General features: G+C 71.2%; 14 protein-coding genes and 1 pseudogene. 3 read left to right on the forward strand and 12 right to left on the reverse strand.

Going from position 1 to position 16,761, the window contains the following annotated elements; genetic code table 11:
• Window positions 1–44: 44 nt before the first annotated feature.
• The 4 genes from infB to rimP all read right to left on the reverse strand — a co-directional run bounded on the left by infB (window position 45) and on the right by rimP (window position 4,968).
• Window positions 45–2,816 (reverse strand): translation initiation factor IF-2, encoded by a 2,772-nt coding sequence (gene infB / locus VMD50_RS04215; protein WP_325425170.1) that lies wholly within the window; start codon window positions 2,814–2,816, stop codon window positions 45–47.
• Between the two features lie 84 nt (window positions 2,817–2,900).
• On the reverse strand, window positions 2,901–3,260 hold the full coding sequence (locus VMD50_RS04220; RefSeq protein WP_325425172.1) for a YlxR family protein: 360 nt from the start codon (window positions 3,258–3,260) through the stop codon (window positions 2,901–2,903).
• Window positions 3,261–3,391: 131 nt separating this feature from the next.
• Window positions 3,392–4,432 carry a transcription termination factor NusA gene (gene nusA, locus VMD50_RS04225; RefSeq protein WP_325425174.1) on the reverse strand — a complete coding sequence of 347 codons (1,041 nt, stop codon included), beginning with the start codon at window positions 4,430–4,432 and terminating at the stop codon, window positions 3,392–3,394.
• Entirely contained in the window at window positions 4,429–4,968 is a 540-nt protein-coding gene (gene rimP, locus VMD50_RS04230; protein ID WP_325425176.1) for a ribosome maturation factor RimP, read from the reverse strand. The genes nusA and rimP overlap by 4 nt, the downstream gene beginning before the upstream one ends.
• Window positions 4,969–5,151: 183 nt before the next feature.
• On the opposite strand from rimP, the gene VMD50_RS04235 reads away from it, so the two are divergent.
• Both VMD50_RS04235 and VMD50_RS04240 read left to right on the forward strand, forming a co-directional pair.
• Window positions 5,152–5,676 carry a hypothetical protein gene (locus VMD50_RS04235; RefSeq protein WP_325425178.1) on the forward strand — a complete coding sequence of 175 codons (525 nt, stop codon included), beginning with the start codon at window positions 5,152–5,154 and terminating at the stop codon, window positions 5,674–5,676.
• 13 nt (window positions 5,677–5,689) lie between these two features.
• Window positions 5,690–6,136 carry a ferritin-like domain-containing protein gene (locus VMD50_RS04240; RefSeq protein WP_325425180.1) on the forward strand — a complete coding sequence of 149 codons (447 nt, stop codon included), beginning with the start codon at window positions 5,690–5,692 and terminating at the stop codon, window positions 6,134–6,136.
• 5 nt (window positions 6,137–6,141) lie between these two features.
• On the opposite strand, the gene VMD50_RS04245 is transcribed toward VMD50_RS04240, so the two are convergent.
• Window positions 6,142–7,890 carry a proline--tRNA ligase gene (locus tag VMD50_RS04245; RefSeq protein WP_325425182.1) on the reverse strand — a complete coding sequence of 583 codons (1,749 nt, stop codon included), beginning with the start codon at window positions 7,888–7,890 and terminating at the stop codon, window positions 6,142–6,144.
• 99 nt (window positions 7,891–7,989) lie between these two features.
• On the opposite strand from VMD50_RS04245, the gene VMD50_RS04250 reads away from it, so the two are divergent.
• Window positions 7,990–9,240, forward strand: coding sequence for a sterol desaturase family protein (locus tag VMD50_RS04250; RefSeq protein WP_325425184.1), 1,251 nt, complete (start codon window positions 7,990–7,992; stop codon window positions 9,238–9,240).
• A gap of 19 nt (window positions 9,241–9,259) precedes the next feature.
• On the opposite strand, the gene VMD50_RS04255 is transcribed toward VMD50_RS04250, so the two are convergent.
• From VMD50_RS04255 to VMD50_RS04285, 7 genes and pseudogenes are all read right to left on the reverse strand, one after another.
• Window positions 9,260–10,852 carry an MFS transporter gene (locus tag VMD50_RS04255; protein ID WP_325425185.1) on the reverse strand — a complete coding sequence of 531 codons (1,593 nt, stop codon included), beginning with the start codon at window positions 10,850–10,852 and terminating at the stop codon, window positions 9,260–9,262.
• A gap of 22 nt (window positions 10,853–10,874) precedes the next feature.
• Window positions 10,875–12,092, reverse strand: a complete 1,218-nt coding sequence (gene cobA, locus VMD50_RS04260) for a uroporphyrinogen-III C-methyltransferase (RefSeq protein WP_325425186.1) — start codon at window positions 12,090–12,092, stop codon at window positions 10,875–10,877.
• A gap of 9 nt (window positions 12,093–12,101) precedes the next feature.
• Complete coding sequence (locus tag VMD50_RS04265; RefSeq protein ID WP_325425194.1) at window positions 12,102–13,508, reverse strand: cobyrinic acid a,c-diamide synthase CobB; 1,407 nt, start codon at window positions 13,506–13,508, stop codon at window positions 12,102–12,104.
• A 94-nt stretch (window positions 13,509–13,602) separates the two neighbouring features.
• Entirely contained in the window at window positions 13,603–14,226 is a 624-nt protein-coding gene (gene cobO, locus VMD50_RS04270) for a cob(I)yrinic acid a,c-diamide adenosyltransferase (RefSeq protein ID WP_325425188.1), read from the reverse strand.
• A gap of 21 nt (window positions 14,227–14,247) precedes the next feature.
• Window positions 14,248–16,071 (reverse strand): magnesium chelatase subunit D family protein, encoded by a 1,824-nt coding sequence (locus VMD50_RS04275; protein WP_325425190.1) that lies wholly within the window; start codon window positions 16,069–16,071, stop codon window positions 14,248–14,250.
• Window positions 16,072–16,184: 113 nt separating this feature from the next.
• Window positions 16,185–16,628, reverse strand: a pseudogene (locus VMD50_RS04280) (GNAT family N-acetyltransferase); the annotation flags it as partial.
• On the reverse strand, window positions 16,625–16,761 hold a 137-nt coding region (locus VMD50_RS04285; RefSeq protein ID WP_325425196.1), incomplete at its 5' end, for a hypothetical protein. The gene VMD50_RS04285 and the pseudogene VMD50_RS04280, both read right to left, overlap by 4 nt.

A 16,761-nucleotide genomic window follows, 5' to 3' on the forward strand; every position in this document is an offset into this window, starting at 1 on the left:
CACCGCCTCCTCCTCATCACTTCGTTCTGCATCGTCAGCGGTGGTCAGGCGCGCTCCTTCTGGACCAACTCGTAGGACTCGATGATGTCGCCTTCCTTGATGTCGTTATAGCCCAGCGTCATACCGCATTCGAAGCCCTCGCGCACCTCGGTCACGTCGTCCTTCTCCCGCCGCAGCGAGGTGATCGTGAGGTTGTCGGTGACCACGATGTTGTCCCGCAGCAGCCGGGCCTTCGCGTTGCGGCGCACCACGCCCGAGGTGATCATGCAGCCGGCGATGATGCCGACCTTCGAGGACCGGAACAGCGCCCGGATCTCGGCGCGGCCCAGCTGGTTTTCCTCGTAGATCGGCTTGAGCATGCCGCGCAGGGCCTTCTCGATCTCGTCGATCGCCTGGTAGATCACCGAGTAGTAGCGGATCTCCACGCCCTCGCGGTTGGCCAGCTCGGTCGCCTTGCCCTCGGCGCGCACGTTGAAGCCGATGATGATCGCGTCCGAGGCCGACGCCAGGTTGACGTTGGTCTCGGTGATGCCACCGACACCGCGGTCGATGACGCGCAGCGCCACCTCGTCGTCGACCTGGATGCCCATCAGGGCCTCTTCCAGCGCCTCGACCGTACCGGCGTTGTCGCCCTTGAGGATCAGGTTCAGCTGGCTCGTTTCCTTCAGCGCCGAGTCCAGGTCCTCCAGGCTGATCCGCTTGCGCGACCGCGCCGCCAGGGCGTTGCGCTTGCGCGCGCTGCGCCGGTCGGCGATCTGGCGCGCGATGCGGTCCTCGTCGACGACCAGGAAGTTGTCACCAGCGCCGGGCACCGACGTGAACCCGATGACCTGAACCGGCCGCGACGGCAGCGCCTCCTCGACGTCCTCGCCGTGCTCGTCGACCATGCGCCGGACGCGACCGTAGGCGTCGCCCGCGACCACGGAGTCGCCGACGTGCAGCGTGCCGCGCTGCACCAGCACGGTGGCGACCGGCCCGCGACCGCGGTCCAGGTGCGCCTCGATCGCCACACCCTGGGCCTCCATGTCGGGGTTGGCGCGCAGGTCCAGCGCGGCGTCGGCAGTCAGCAGCACCGCCTCCTCCAGCGCCTCGATGTTGGTGCCCACCTTGGCCGAGATGTCCACGAACATCGTGTCGCCACCGAATTCCTCTGGGACCAAACCGAATTCGGTGAGCTGGCCGCGAATCTTCTGCGGGTCGGCGCCCTCCTTGTCGATCTTGTTCACCGCCACCACGATCGGCACGTCCGCGGCCTGCGCGTGGTTGATGGCCTCCACCGTCTGCGGCATCACACCGTCGTCGGCGGCGACCACCAGGATCGCGATGTCGGTCGCCTTGGCACCGCGGGCGCGCATGGCGGTGAACGCCTCGTGACCCGGGGTGTCGATGAACGTGATCAGCCGCTCGTTGCCGTCGAGGTCGACGGCGACCTGGTAGGCGCCGATGTGCTGGGTGATGCCGCCGGCCTCGGCCTCGCGGACGCTGGCGTTTCGGATCGTGTCCAGCAGCCGCGTTTTACCGTGGTCGACGTGACCCATGACGGTCACCACCGGCGGACGGGTCTGCAGGTCCTCCTCGCCGCCCTCGTCCTCGCCGTAGGTCAGGTCGAAGGACTCCAGAAGCTCGCGGTCCTCGTCCTCCGGGCTGACGACCTGGACGTTGTAGTTCATCTCGCTGCCCAGCAGCTCGAGCGTCTCGTCGCCGACCGACTGGGTGGCCGTCACCATCTCGCCGAGGTTGAACAGCGCCTGCACCAGCGCGGCCGGGTTGGCGTCGATCTTCTCGGCGAATTCGCTCAGTGACGCGCCGCGGGCCAGCCGGATGGTCTCGCCGTTGCCGTGCGGCAACCGCACGCCGCCGACGACCGGCGCCTGCATCGAGTCGTATTCCTGCCGCTTCTGCCGCTTGGACTTGCGGCCGCGCCGGGGCGCGCCGCCGGGGCGGCCGAACGCGCCGGCGGCGCCGCCGCGCTGGCCGGGACGGCCACCGCCGCCACCGCCGCCACCGCCGCCACCGGGACGGCCCCGGAACCCTCCCGGACCGCCGCCGGGCGCGGCACCAACACCGCCACCGCCGCCGCGGTAGTTGCCGCCGCCGCCGCCGGGCCCGCCCGGCCGGCCACCGCCGGGCCGGGGAGCGCCGGGCCGCGCCGGGCGGCCCTGGCCCGCGGCGCCACCGGGTCGGGGTGGCATGCTGCCGGGCGACGCACCGGGGCGCGGGCCCCCGGGCCGCGGGGCCCCGGGGCGCGGCGCCATGGGGCGCGGGATCGGCCGGTCGACGGGTTGCGCCGACGAGAACGGGTTGTTGCCGACGCGCGGGGTGCGGACCCCCGGCTTCGGCATCGGACCGGGACGCGGACCCGGCGTCATACCCGGGTGCGGGGCCGGCTGACCGCTCGGCTGCCCGGGTGCCGGCGCCGCCGGCTGCTGGGGCGGGCCGGACGGCCGCGCGGGCGCGGCGGGCGCAACTGGCGCTTCAGCGGTCGCGGCCGGGGAACCCTGCGCGGCGGCCGCCACCCCGCCGGCGGCGGGCTTGGCGGGCGCGGCCGCTGAGGACGAGGCCTCGCCGTTGCCGGCGGCCTTGCTGATCGCCTTGTCGAGGGCCTTGTCCAGGGATTTGTCCGGCGCCTTGGCGGCCGCCTTAGCAGCCGGCTTGCTGCCCCCGAAGGACTCGCGCAGCCGGCGAGCCACCGGCGCCTCTACCGTCGACGACGCGGATTTGACGAATTCGCCCTGTTCATTCAGCCGGGCGAGGACTTCCTTGCTGGTGACACCGAGTTCCTTTGCCAACTCGTGTACGCGGGCCTTACCTGCCACTACTTCTCCTGTCTATGAGGCGACAGCAGTGGGCCGCGCCTCGGGTATTAGCTGTAACGCATGGGGATGCGAGTCATCGGGACTTCACGGTGTGCTCATGTTCTTTGCTACCTGTTCTGTTGCCGGGGTGATCGGCGCACCCAGGGACTCTAGGTGCTCGATCACCGCGGAGGTGTCCGGTGAACCGGCGATGCGCAACGCTCTCGCGAAAGCTCGCCGCCGAATCGCCTGTTCCGTGCACTGCGGTGTGGGGTGCAGCCAAGCACCCCGCCCCGGCAGGTTACTCCCCGTGTCAACGAGCACGGCGAAGTCGCCGTTCCCGGATGGCACAGCCACCACTCGAAGCAGTTCGACGGCCAACTCTCGCTTTCGGCACCCCACACACGTCCGCACGGGTCCGTGCGTCCGCCCGGTCTGGGAGTCCGAAAGTTCGCGCTGGATCACGAGTCAGTCTAGCGTCCGTTCAGCGGTGGTCAGAACCGCCCGACGGTGCGGCCGGGCGACCCCCGAAAGCCGCTCGGCTAGACCGATGGTGGCGACCGCGGCGTCCGGCTACGCCGCCCCTGCGATCGCCACTAACGGTCGTGCGCCATCGGGCTGGCGCCATGTTCGGGCTGCGTCTCGCCGTGGCCGGGGGAATCCCCGCGGATGTCGATACGCCACCCGGTCAGCCGGGCGGCCAACCGAGCGTTCTGGCCCTCCTTGCCGATGGCCAGCGACAACTGGAAGTCCGGCACCACCACGCGGGCCGCCCGGGCGGTCTGGTCGATGACCGACACGGAGACCACCTTCGCGGGCGACAGCGCATTGGCGACGAAGCGGGCCGGGTCCTCGTCGTAGTCGATGATGTCGATCTTCTCCCCGGACAGCTCGCTCATCACGTTGCGGACCCGCTGACCCATCGGGCCGATGCAGGCGCCCTTGGCATTCAGGCCCGGAACGTTCGACCGCACCGCGATCTTGGAGCGATGGCCGGCCTCGCGGGCCACCGCCACGATCTCCACCGACCCGTCGGCGATTTCGGGGACTTCCAGCGAGAACAGCTTGCGCACCAGGTTGGGATGGGTCCGGGAGAGCGTGATCACCGGCTCGCGGCTCCCGCGCGTCACACCGACGACGTAGCACCGGATCCGGTTGCCGTGCTCGTAGCTCTCGCCGGGGACCTGTTCGGCGGCCGGGATCACGCCCTCGGACGCCTTGGTCTCGGTGCCCATCCGCACGACGACGAGCCCGCGGGCGTTGGCCCGGCTGTCGCGCTGAATGACACCCGCGACGATCTCGCCCTCGCGGGTGGAGAACTCCCCGTAGGTCCGCTCGTTCTCGGCGTCCCGGAATCGCTGCAGCATGACCTGGCGTGCGGTGGTGGCGGCAATGCGCCCAAAACCCTCGGGGGTGTCGTCCCATTCGCTGATGACGTTGCCGTCCTCGTCGGTCTCGCAGGCGATCACGCGAACGACGCCGGTCTTGCGGTCGATCTCGATGCGCGCGTCCATCTGGTGACCCTGGGTGTGCCGGTAGGCGGTCAGCAGCGCGGATTTGATCGTCTCGAGCAGTTCGGTGACCGAGATGCCCCGGTCCACCTCGATCGCGTGCAGTGCGGCCATGTCGATGTTCATGCTCCGGCCTCCGTCCTCTCGGGCCGACCCCTGGACCCCCCAGCCAGTTCCAGCTCAGCTGGCGCCGGGGGCGAAAACTCAACCTGCACAACAGCTTTCGCCACTTCGGCGAGCGGGATTTCGCGTACCGTCCAGTCCCGGCCCGCCCGGAGCACCAGCGCGATCGTGTCGTCGCGGGTTTCGCCGAGGCGGCCGGTCAGCCGCGATCCGTCCGACAACGCGATCTCGACCTTGCGGCCGCGCGCGCGGCGGAAGTGCTTCGCGCCGGTCAGCGGGCGGTCCACGCCGGGAGAACTGACCTCGAGCACATAGTGGCCCGCGGCGCTGTCCAAGCCGTCCAGCAAAGCCGACGCCGAACGCGACAGGCTGGCCACCGTGTCGAGGTCGAGGGGGTCGTCACCGTCGGCGATCACGGTAATCCGCGGCGGCCGCGCCCGGGAGTCGATGACCACGTCTTCGATTTCATAACCGGCGCGCGCGAACTCTCCGCCGAGTAGCTCGGTCACCTGCGTCTGCGAAGGTAGCCCGGTGGTCACGGCGAGCTCCTCATCTTGAGTTGTCCGGTCATCGGTCGGATGTCGCCACCCGGGTGGCTTCCGGTCTGCAGTCAGCTTTCCACGATACGCCAGGAATCGCCGATGACGGCGGGATCGCGCATGGTCGAGGTCCCCGGACCTGCCCTCCGGCGGGACCGGGCCCGCCGATGGCAGGATGTTGCTGTGCCCAGTGCAGTACCCGTCACCAACAGGCGAGGTGTGCTCGCCGGTGCCGCGGCCCTTGCTGCGTTCGGGGTGGTCGCGTCCGCCTGCGGCGAGCCCCCGCCCAAGCCGCCCCCGATCGAAAACCTGCTGGGGCCGTTGGACCAGGCCCGGAAGGACAGTGCGCTCGCCGCCGCCGCCGCCGCGGCCGTCGGGGTTGCGCCGCAGATCGCGGCCGCGCTGAGCGTGGTCGCCACCCAACGCGCCGCGCATGCCCGCGCCCTGTCCACGGAGATCTCCCGGGCGGCCGGCAAGCTCACCTCCTCCTCGACCGAGACGACCAGCCCCAGTCCCGCTGCGCCGTCGGGCCCGCCACCGCCGCCGCCGGTGTCCGACGTAATCGATTCGCTGCGGGTATCGGCCGAGAGCGCCAGCCGGCTGGTGACCACCGAGTCGGGCTACCGATCCGGGCTGCTGGCATCCATCGCCGCTTCCTGCACGGCGTCGTACCAGGTGGCGCTGGTGCCCGGGGGTCCGTCGATATGACGTCCGGCTCGATATGACCTCGGGAAAAGACGCCGACAATGCCGCGCTGTGCGACGCGCTGGCCATCGAACACTCGACGATCTACGGCTACGGCATCGTGTCCGCGCTCACGCCGCCCAGCGTCAACGGCATGGTGGTGGAGGCCCTCGGCCAGCACCGGCAGCGTCGCGACGACGTGATAGCGATGCTCGCCGCCCGCAAGGTCAACGCCCCGGTCGCCGCGGCCGGCTACCAGCTGCCCATGGTGGTGGGCAGCGCGGCGGACGCGGCGCGGCTGGCGGCGCGGATGGAGAACGACGGCGCGACGGCGTGGCGCGCCGTCATCGAGCGCGCGGAGACGGCCGATGACCGCGCGTTCGCGTCGACGGCCCTGACGCAGAGCGCGGTCATGGCCGCCAGGTGGAACCGGGTGCTGGGCGCCTGGCCCATCACGACCAGTTTCCCGGGCGGCAACGAGTAGGTCGGCTACCCCTTTACGGCCGCCGCGAGGTCGGTGGCCAGCGCCGCGCCGACGGTGAGCTCGACGGTCTGGCCCGAGAAGCGGTCGCGCAGTTCGACCACGCCGTCAGCCCAGCCCCGCCCCACCACGACGATCCACGGCACGCCCAGCAGCTCGGCATCCTTGAACTTCACGCCGGGCGACGCCTGGCGGTCGTCGAGCAGCACGTCGACCCCCAGCCGATCCAGGTCGGCGGCCAGCGCGGTCGCCCCGGCGCGGGCCTCGGCGTCCTTGTTGGCGATCACGAGGTGAACGTCGAACGGCGCAACGGCCGACGGCCACCGCAGGCCCAGCTCGTCATGGTGCTGCTCGGCGATGACGGCCACCATCCGCGACACCCCGAGGCCGTAGGAACCCATGGTCAGCCGCACCGGCTTGCCGTCCTCGCCGAGGACGTCGACGGTGAAGGCGTCGGTGTACTTGCGGCCGAGCTGGAAGATGTGGCCGATCTCGATGCCGCGCGCCGACACCAGCGGGCCCGCCCCGTCCGGCGACGGGTCCCCGTCGCGCACCTCGGCGGCCTCGATGGTGCCGTCGGCGGTGAAATCCCGGCCGGCCACCAGCCCGACGACGTGCCGGCCCGGCTCATCGGCTCCAGTGATCCAGCTGGTGCCGTCGACCACCCGCGGGTCGACGAGGTAGCGAACCCCGTTGTCGCGCAAGGCTTTCGGGCCGATATAACCCTTCACCAGGAACGGATACCTGGCAAAGTCGGCGTCATCGAGCAACGCGTACTCGGCCGGCTCCAGCGCCGCGCCCAGCCTCTTGTCGTCGACCTCGCGGTCGCCCGGCACACCGATGGCCAGCAGCTCCCACTCCCCGCCGGGCCGGCGCACCTTGAGCAGGACGTTCTTCAACGTGTCGGCGGCGGTGACGGTGCGGCCGAGGCCGGCCGTGTTGGCCCAGTCGACCAGGGTCGCGATCGTCGGAGTGTCGCCGGTGTCGTGGACCACCGCCTCGGGCAGGCCGTCGATCGGCAGCGCCTCCGGCCGGGCCGTGACGACCGCCTCGACGTTGGCCGCGTACCCGGACTCCAGGCACCGCACGAAGGTGTCCTCGCCGACCGGGCTTTCGGCCAGGAACTCCTCGGACGCGCTGCCGCCCATGGCCCCCGACACCGCCGACACGATGACGTAGCGCACCTGCAGCCGGGAGAAGATGCGCTGATAGGCCTCCCGATGCGCGTGGTAGGCGGCCTTGAGCCCGGCATCGTCGACGTCGAACGAGTAGGAGTCCTTCATCAGGAACTCCCGGACCCGCAGGATGCCCGCCCGCGGCCGCGCCTCGTCGCGGTACTTGTTCTGGATTTGAAACAGCAGCAGGGGAAAGTCCTTGTAGGAGCTGTATTCGCCCTTGACGGTCAGCGCGAACAGCTCCTCGTGGGTCGGGCCCAGCAGGTAGTCGTTGCCGCGGCGGTCCTGCAGCCGAAACACCCCGTCGCCGTATTCGGTCCACCGGTTCGTCGTCTCGTACGGCCCGCGCGGCAACAGGGCCGGAAACAGGATCTCCTGCCCGCCGATCGCGTTCATCTCGTCGCGGACGATCCGTTCGATGTTGCGCAGCACCCGCAACCCGAGGGGCAGCCAGCTGTACAACCCGGGCGCGACGGGCCGGATGTAACCGGCCCGAATGAGCAGCTTGTGGCTGGGCACTTCGGCGTCGGCGGGGTCGTCGCGCAGGGTGCGCAGGAACAGCTCGGACATCCGGGTGATCACAGCGGGCAGCCTAGCCAGTGGGGCGGGGCCGCCGAAAATCAGCGCGACGTCCGCGCGGAACTCAGGCTTTCCTCAGCCGCGCGCGATACGGTGCCGCGCATGGGCGCGTCCGTGGCCGGCCCGGGCTCCGGTTACCGGAGCGGGTCCGTCCTGACGGCATTGACCGTTTTGTATGCGCTCGAACTGATCGGGATCCTCTGCGCCGCAACGGTTGTCGCGCGCCTGGTCCCCGGCGCCGGACCCCTGACGGCCTCCCTGCTGGGGGCGGCCGTGCTGGTGGGCTGGCACGCCATACGGCTGCTGCGGGGCCGGCGCAGGCTGAGCGTGGCGGGGCTGGCCGTCCAGTCGTTTCTGCTGATAGCCGCGATCGCGCTGGCGACTCAACGACCGGTCGTTGGAGCGGCGGGGGTTCTCGTGGCCGCCGGCGTGCTGGCGGGCTGGGGCCGGCTGGGCAAGCCGGCCCCAACGGGCGAGCCCCTGGCCGCGTCGCCCGAGGGGCCCCTCGCGCCGGAAAGGCGCGGCGCGGGCCCGGCGGGGTTGGCCGGCGTCGTCGTGGTGCTCCTCACGGCGGCGCTGGTGTTGGCCGCGCTCAGCGTGCGCGGCGGCATCGTGATCGGACTGATCGTGCTGGCGATCATCTTCATCCCGCTCGAGCGGCTGTTCGCGCTGCGCCCGCGCCGGATCCTGCGGGCGGGGTGGCGCACCGACGTGATTCACTACCTGATCAACGGGGCGGCGCTCAAGGTCGGAATCGTCATCGCGGTCGCGGTGGCCGGCAGCGTCCTGCGGGCCCTTGTGCCCCCGCCCGTCCGGGCCGCGATCGCCGCGAGCCCGGGCTGGGCGCAGATCGTCGCCGCGTTGGCGATCGCGACGGTCGGCGGCTACGCGGGACACCGTGCGGCGCACGAGGTTCCGGTCTTGTGGCGGTTCCACCGCGTGCACCACAGCGTCCGCGAGATGGACTGGCTCGCCGCCAACCACCTGCATCCGCTCGACCAGATCTTCATCCGCTCTTCGGCGGTGCTACCGCTGTACGCGCTCGGCTTCGGTCGAATGAGCCTGGGCGCCTTCGTCGTCCTGACCACGCTGCAGGCGATTTTCGTCCACGCCAATGTGCGCCTCACGTTCGGGCCACTGCGATGGGTGATCGCGACCCCGCAGTTCCACCACTGGCATCACGCCCGCGAACCCCGGGCCTACAACTCCAACTACGCCGGGGAGTTCCCGGCCGTCGACGCGCTGTTCGGCACCCTTTACCTGCCCGCGGGGCGCTGGCCGGCGCAGTACGGCATCGACGAGCGCGAACCCGCCGGCTACCTGCGCCAACTCGTGTGGCCTTTAAAAACCTAGGGCGGAGCCAGGGCTCGAACTAGAACTCGCCCGCGTCGATCGCGTCCTTGACCTCTTGCGCGTGCGCGACCTGCTGGGGCGTGTAGCCGATCAACAGCGCCGCCCCGCCGACGATGACGGCGACCCCGGCCACCCACAGCAGGCCGTAGGTATAGCCGTTGTCGAGTGCGTGAAGCTGCATCTCGTTCATGGACTTCACCGGGCCCGTGGTGCCGCCCATGTACAGCGTGCGCGAGGTGATCACGGCCTGGATGACGGCCAGCACCAGCGGCCCGCCCAGGCTCTGCAGCATCAGCGCGATCGCCGACACCGGGCCGATCCGGTCGAATCCGACACCCGCGATCGCCGACAGGGTCAGCGGGACCACGCAGATACCGATGCCGATGCCGCCGACAATGACGGGCACCACCAGGTTCGGGAAATAGGGCACGCCGCGGTGCATGAAGGCCCAGCCGGAGATCATCGCCCAGAAAAGCAGGAGCCCGCCGCCGATGGTCAACACCCTCGGCGAAAACCGTGACACCAGTTGCGAGGAGACGCCCAGGCCGATGCCCATCGCGATGACGAACGGAATGAACCCGAGGCCCGCGCGCAGCGCGCTGTAGCCGAGGATGTCCTGCACGTACAGACCGATGCACACGGTGAGGCTGAACATCAGCCCGCCGGCCAGGAAGATCGCGGTGAACGTCACCAGCCGGTTGTGGTCGCGGAACAGGTCAAACGGGACGACGGGGTTCTCGGCGGTGCGCTCCACGATGATGAAGGCCAGGGCGGCGGCCATCGCCACCGCACCCGAGCCGATGGTGGTAACCGAGATCCAGCCCTTTTCCGGGCCCATCGAGAAGGCGAAAACGGCGGCGGTGCACGCCAGCGTGGCCAGCATGGCCCCGGTGGCGTCGAGCTTCATCCGCTCCCTGTTGGTTTCCCGCAGCGCGGTGCGGGCCAGGTAGATCATCACCAGCCCGATCGGCACGTTCACCAAAAACGCCAGCCGCCAGGACACCTCGGTCAGCGCGCCGCCGACCACCAGGCCCATCACCGAGCCGACGGCGGTCATCGCGGCGAACACCGCCGTCGCGGCGTTGCGTGCCGGCCCCTTCGGGAACGTGGTGGCGACCAGCGCCAGGCCGGTCGGCGACGCGATCGCCGACCCGATGCCCTGCAACAGCCGGGCGATGACCAGGGTCGCCTCGTCCCAGGCGACCGCGCACAGCACGGAGGAGATGGTGAACAGCGCGACGCCGACGATGAAGGTCCGCTTGCGCCCGATGGTGTCGCCGAGCCGCCCGCCGAGCAGCATCAGGCCGCCGAACGTGAGCACGTAGGCGGTGATGACCCAGCTGCGGCCGGCGTCGGAAAGGCTCAGCTCGTTCTGGATCTTAGGAAGCGCGACGATGGCGACCGTGCTGTCCATGGTCGCCAGCAGCTGCATACCACCGATCGCGATCACGGCCGCGATGAAGCGGCGCGAAGGCAGCCATGCCGGGTAATACCTGCTGATCCGTGATGTGGCGGTCTCCGCCGGACGCGTTGCGCGCACCGGGGCCGGACGATCGGGGCGTGCGGAAGCCCAGTTCTGGGCCGCGCGCTCTGAGTCGTTGAGAGCCGTCATAGCGGGTTACCTTACAGTAATCTTAAGAATTGTTTAAACGCCGAACGCCGCTCAGGCCTACAACGGCCCCGATCACGATGATCGCGGGAGGTCGAATCCCCTCGGCGCGGACCTTCTCCGGCGTGTCGGCCAGGGTGGCCCGCAACGTGTGCTGAGCCGACGTCGTCCCGTGCTGGACCACCAGCACCGGCGTATCCGCAGGTCGCCCGCCCTTGAGCAGCACATCGACGAAAAGCTCGATGCGTTCGACCGCCATCAGCAAAACGATGGTCCCCCGCATGGCTGCCAATGCATTCCAATTCACTAACGATTCGGGGTGGCCCGGCGCGACGTGGCCGCTGACCACCACGAACTCGTGATTTATGGCCCGATGCGTGACCGGAACGCCGGCCAGGGCGGGAACGCCTATGGCACTCGTCACACCCGGCACCACGGTCACCGGAATTCCGGCCTCGGCGCACGCCAGCACCTCCTCATAACCGCGCGCGAACACGAAGGGGTCCCCGCCCTTGAGGCGGACGACGAAGCTGCCGGACCGGGCCCGCTCGATCATGATGTCGTTGATCGCGTCCTGGGCCATGGCCCGCCCGTAGGGGATCTTGGCGGCGTCGATGACTTCCACGTGCGGCGGCAGCTCGGCGAGCAGCTCGGGCGGCGCGAGCCGGTCGGCGACCACGACGTCGGCCTGGGCGAGCAGGCGGCGGCCGCGCACGGTGATCAGTTCGGGGTCGCCCGGACCGCCGCCGACCAGCGCCACCCCGCCGCGAACCACGTCGGAACTTTCGGCCGTGATGACTCCCTGCTGCAGGGCCTCCCGGATGGCGGACCGGATCGCCGCCGACCGGCGATGCTCGCCGCCGGCCAGCACCCCCACCGACAACCCCGCGTGGCTGAAAGTCGCCGGGGTCACCGCGGTCCCCTCGACGGCGATGTCGGCCCGGACGCAAAAGATCTGGCGGCGTTCGGCCTCGGCGACGACGGCCGCGTTCACCCGCGCGTCGTCGGTGGCCGCGATCGCGTACCAGGCCCCGTCGAGGTCGCCGTCGCGGTATTCGCGCACCGACAGCGCGATTCCCTCCATCGCCTCGACGGCCCGGGTGGCGCTGCGCGAGATGACGTGCACGTCCGCGCCGCTCGCGATGAGGAGCGGCAAACGGCGCTGAGCGACGGTCCCCCCGCCGACCACGACGACCTTCTTGCCGGCCAGCCGCAGTCCGGCCAGGTAGGCGTTCTCGGTCACCGGGCAAGCCTAGTGGTTGGTCGGTGAGGCGCGTTTCGCGTGGCGCTCCGCGCGGCGTCGCGCCGTCGCGGCATGGGTGACGAAGCGCGCCACCGCCCCCGGCGTCGCGGCGGGGTGGGTGTGCAGGTATGACGCATGCACTCCGCCGTGCACGACGCCGTCCCGGACGGCGTTCGCGTCCCCGCCCCGGTACACCCACGCCGGCTGGTAGTTCTCGGCGAAAGTGACCGCGGTGCGGTGGAATTCGTGCCCGACCACCCGCTGGCCGGCGGAATACAGGGGCGAGTCGGCGACGGCGACGGCGTCGCGATAGGCCAACGTGAGGCGCGGCGTGAACCGCGCCGATCCGGCCAGCACCCCACACATCGGGTGGCCGTCGAGTTCGGAGGCCAGGTAGATCAGCCCGGCACATTCCGCGTGGACCGGCGCGCCGGTGGCGGCCAGCTCGCTGATCTGCCGCCGCACAAGCTCATTGGCGGACAGCTCCGCCGTGAACTGTTCGGGAAAGCCGCCGGGCAACAACACCGCGTCCGTGCCGTCGGGCAGCGCGTCGACGAGCGGGTCGAACTCGGCCACGTCGGCGCCGGCCGCGCGCAGCAGCTCCGCGTGCTCGGTGTAGCCGAAGCTGAACGCCTTGCCGCTCGCCATGGCGACGGTGACGCGCGCGCCCGGCGCCTGCCCCAGCGCCGCGGCGGGGTCCCACGGCCGGTCGGCGGATCCGCATCCGGCGATGGCGACAGTGCCGGCCAGATCGACGTGGCGGGCGACCAGGACGGTCATCGCCTCGACCGCCTCCTGGGCGCGCCGGCCGTACTCCACCGCCGTGACGAGCCCGAGATACCTTGTCGGCAGCTCCAATTCGGCGGTGCGCGGAATGGCGCCCAACACCGGGACACCGGCCTGTTCGCAGGCCTGCCGCAGCACCTGCTCGTGCCGCGCCGACCCGACCCGGTTGAGGATCACACCGCCGACGCGGGTCGCGGCATCGAACGTCGAAAAGCCGTGCAGCAGGGCGGCGATGCTGTGGCTCTGGCCGCGCGCGTCGACCACCAGGATCACCGGGGCGCCCAGCAGGCCGGCGACGTGCGCGCTGGAGCCCGCTGCGGGAGAGGTCGTTCCGATGCGCCCGTCGAACAGCCCCATCACGCCCTCGACGACGGCGATGTCCGTGCCCGCGGTGCCGTGGGCGTACAGCGGGCCGATGAGCCGCTCCCCGACCAATACCGGATCGAGGTTGCGGCCGGGCCGCCCCGCGGCCACGCCGTGGTAGCCGGGGTCGATGAAGTCGGGGCCGACCTTGAACGGCGCCACGGCGTGGCCCGCCCGGCGCAGCGCGCCGATCAAACCCGTTGCGACGGTGGTCTTTCCGCTTCCCGACGCGGGCGCGGCGATGACCACCGCGGGGACACGGGTCACCGCTCCGCCGACCGTCGCGAGCGTCCGCACAATGACACCCCGCACGGCGTGTCGGTGTGCAAACACGCGCGCTCGCGCCGCGGTAGGGGGACGCTCACCATTCGATGCCCTTCTGCCCCTTGCGCCCGGCGTCCATCGGGTGCTTGACCTTGGTCATCTCCGTGACGAGGTCGGCGGCCTCGACCAACCGCGCCGGGGCGTCCCGTCCGGTGATCACCACGTGCTGGTGGCCGGGCCGGGCCAGCAGGGTGTCCAGCGCGTCGTCGACGTCGATCCAGCCCCACTTCAGCGGATAGGTGAATTCGTCCAGCACGTAGAAGTCGTGGCGCTGCGCGGCCAGCCGGCGCGCGATCTCGGCCCAGCCGTCGGCCGCGGCGGCCGCGTGATCGATTTCGCTGCCCGCGTTGCGGGACTTGCGTGTCCAAGACCAGCCCGCGCCCATTTTGTGCCATTCGACGGCTCCGCCGGTCCCGTGCCGGTCGTGCAACTCGCCGAGCCGGGCGAAGGCCGCCTCCTCGCCCACCTTCCACTTCGCGCTCTTGACGAACTGGAACACGACCACGCTGAGCCCGGCGTTCCAGGCCCGCAACGCCATTCCGAAGGCCGCCGTCGACTTCCCCTTGCCCGCGCCGGTGTGCACCGCCAGCACGGGCGTGTTGCGCCGCGCCCGGGTGGTCAGGCCGTCATCGGGCACTTGCAGCGGTTGTCCCTGTGGCATGGACGCTTATCCCCCGGTCGCTCAGGCCACGCTGCGCACGGCCTGCGCCAGGCCCTCGGCGCGCAACTGCTCCAGCCGCACCGCCGGCGCGCCGAGCTGATCGGCGAGCCGGCCGGCCAACCCGAGCCGCACATACGACGTCTCACAGTCGACGACCACCGCGGCGGCGCCCTCAGCGACCAGGCGGGCGGCCGCGATCCGGCTGCGCCCCAACGGGTCCGGCCCGGCGGTGGCCCGGCCGTCGGTGAGCACCACGACCAGGGGCCGTCGCGCCCGGTCCCGCGCCCGCTCCCTGATGATCAGCTCACGCGCGGCCAGCAGGCCTTCGGCCAGCGGGGTCTTGCCGCCGGTGTCGAATCGGGCCAGGCGCCGCCCGGCGATGTGCGCCGATGACGTCGGCGGGAGCAGCAGCCGCGCGCCCCGCTGGCGGAAGGTGATCACCGCGACCTTGTCGCGGCGCTGGTAGGCGTCGCGCAGCAGCGACAGGGTGGCGCCGCCGACGGCGGCCATCCGGTCCCGGGCGGCCATCGAGCCCGACGCGTCGACGACGAAGATCACCAGATTGCCTTCGCGCCCTTCGCGGATGGCCCGCCGCACGTCCTGGGGCTCCGGCCGCAACGGCCCCGGCCCGGCGCGCTCGGCGGCCGACAGCAGCGTGGCGAACAGGTGCAGCCCGTGCGCGCCGGCGCTCGCGTCGGTGCCGTCAGTGGCCGCCACCACGCTGCCCGAGGCGTTGCGGGCCCGCGACCGCCGGCCGGGTGCGCCCTCACCGACGCCCGGAACGGTCAGCGCCCGGGTGCGGAACGTCGCCGACGGCGGCGCGCTGGGTTTCGACGCCGTTGCGGGCGAGTGTGAGTTCGGTTGCGGGGCAGAGTCATTCGCGGACCGCCCGCCTCCGGGCGGCTCGGGATCGGGCTCGGGGTCTTCGGCGCCGGCCCGCTTCAGGGCCTCGTCCAGCTGGTCGCGGTCGATGCCGGGGTCGTCGAACGGGTCGCGGCGGCGCCGGTGCGGCAGGGCCAGTTCGGCCGCGACCCGGACGTCCCGCTCCTCGACGGTGCCGGCCCCGCGCCACGCGGCGTGCGCGACGGCGGTGCGGGCCACCACCAGGTCGGCCCGCATGCCGTCGACGTCGAACGCGGCGCACAGCGCCGCGATGCGCCGCAATTCGTTGTCCGGCAAGGCGACATCGTCGACGAGGGCGCGGGCAGCGCCGATCCGGCGGGCCAGTTCCGCGTCGGCGTCGGCATACCGCTGTGCGAACGCGTCCGGGTCGGCCTCGTAGGCCATGCGCTGCCGGACGACCTGCATGCGGACGTCGACGTCGCGCGACGCGTGCACGTCGACGGTGAGGCCGAACCGGTCCAGCAGCTGCGGACGCAGCTCGCCCTCCTCCGGGTTCATCGTGCCGATCAGCACGAACCGCGCTTCGTGCGAATGCGAGATGCCGTCGCGCTCGACGTGCACCCGCCCCATCGCCGCGGCGTCGAGCAGCACGTCGACCAGGTGATCGTGCAGGAGGTTGACCTCGTCCACGTACAGCACGCCGCCGTGCGCGCGGGCCAGCAGCCCCGGGGAGAACGCATGCTCGCCATCGCGCAGCACCCGCTGCAAATCCAGCGAGCCGATCACCCGGTCTTCGGTTGCGCCCAAAGGCATTTCGACGAGGGCGCCTTCCCCCGTCGCGGCTGCCAGCAAAGCCGCCAGGCCGCGCACGGCCGTCGACTTGGCGGTGCCCTTCTCGCCGCGGATGAGCGCCCCGCCGATCTCGGGGCGCACGGCGCACAACAGCAGGGCGAGCCGCAGTTGGTCGTGCCCGACGATCGCGCTGAACGGATACGGCTTCACGGCTGCCGCGCCAATCCGGAGCCGGGCCCGCCCGCCGACGATGCAGGCCGGCTATCGGCCTGAGGTGGGGGCACCCCCAGCCGCGGAGCGGCGAGGGGGAGAGGCGGGCGTGAGGGCTTGAGCATGGGTACGTGCGGGACGCCGTCGTCGACGAAATCGTCGCCGTCGCGGACGAATCCGTGCTGGGCGTACATCTCGGCCAGGTAGGTCTGCGCGTCGATCCGGCACGGGTAGTCGCCGACCTCGGCCAGGGCGGCGCGCAGCAGCCGGGTGGTGTGCCCCTGCCCGCGCGCGGCGCGCTTGGTGCACAGCCGGCCGATGCGGAAGGCTTTCTCGCCCCCGGCGTGCTCCTCCATCAGCCGCAGCGTGCAGATCACCTCGCCGTCGGGCGTCTCGAGCCAGAAGTGGCGGGTCTCGGCGAGCAGGTCGCGCCCGTCGAGCTCGGGATACGGGCAGGCCTGCTCGACCACGAACACCTCCACCCGGAGCTTGAGCAGCTCGTAAAGGGTTGGCACGTCGAGGTCTTTGGACCACACGCGACGCAACGCTTCACTCACGATGCCTCCAGCTGCAGTGCCTCGGTCCCCCAGGACCACACCTCGTCGAACAACCTTGGCTCGCGGGACAACTCCACGCCCAGCGACGGCACCATCTCCTTGAGGGTGGGCAGCCACGAGTCGTAGCGACCGG

Source organism: Mycobacterium sp., from assembly GCF_035506235.1.
Taxonomy (GTDB): Bacteria; Actinomycetota; Actinomycetes; order Mycobacteriales; family Mycobacteriaceae; genus Mycobacterium.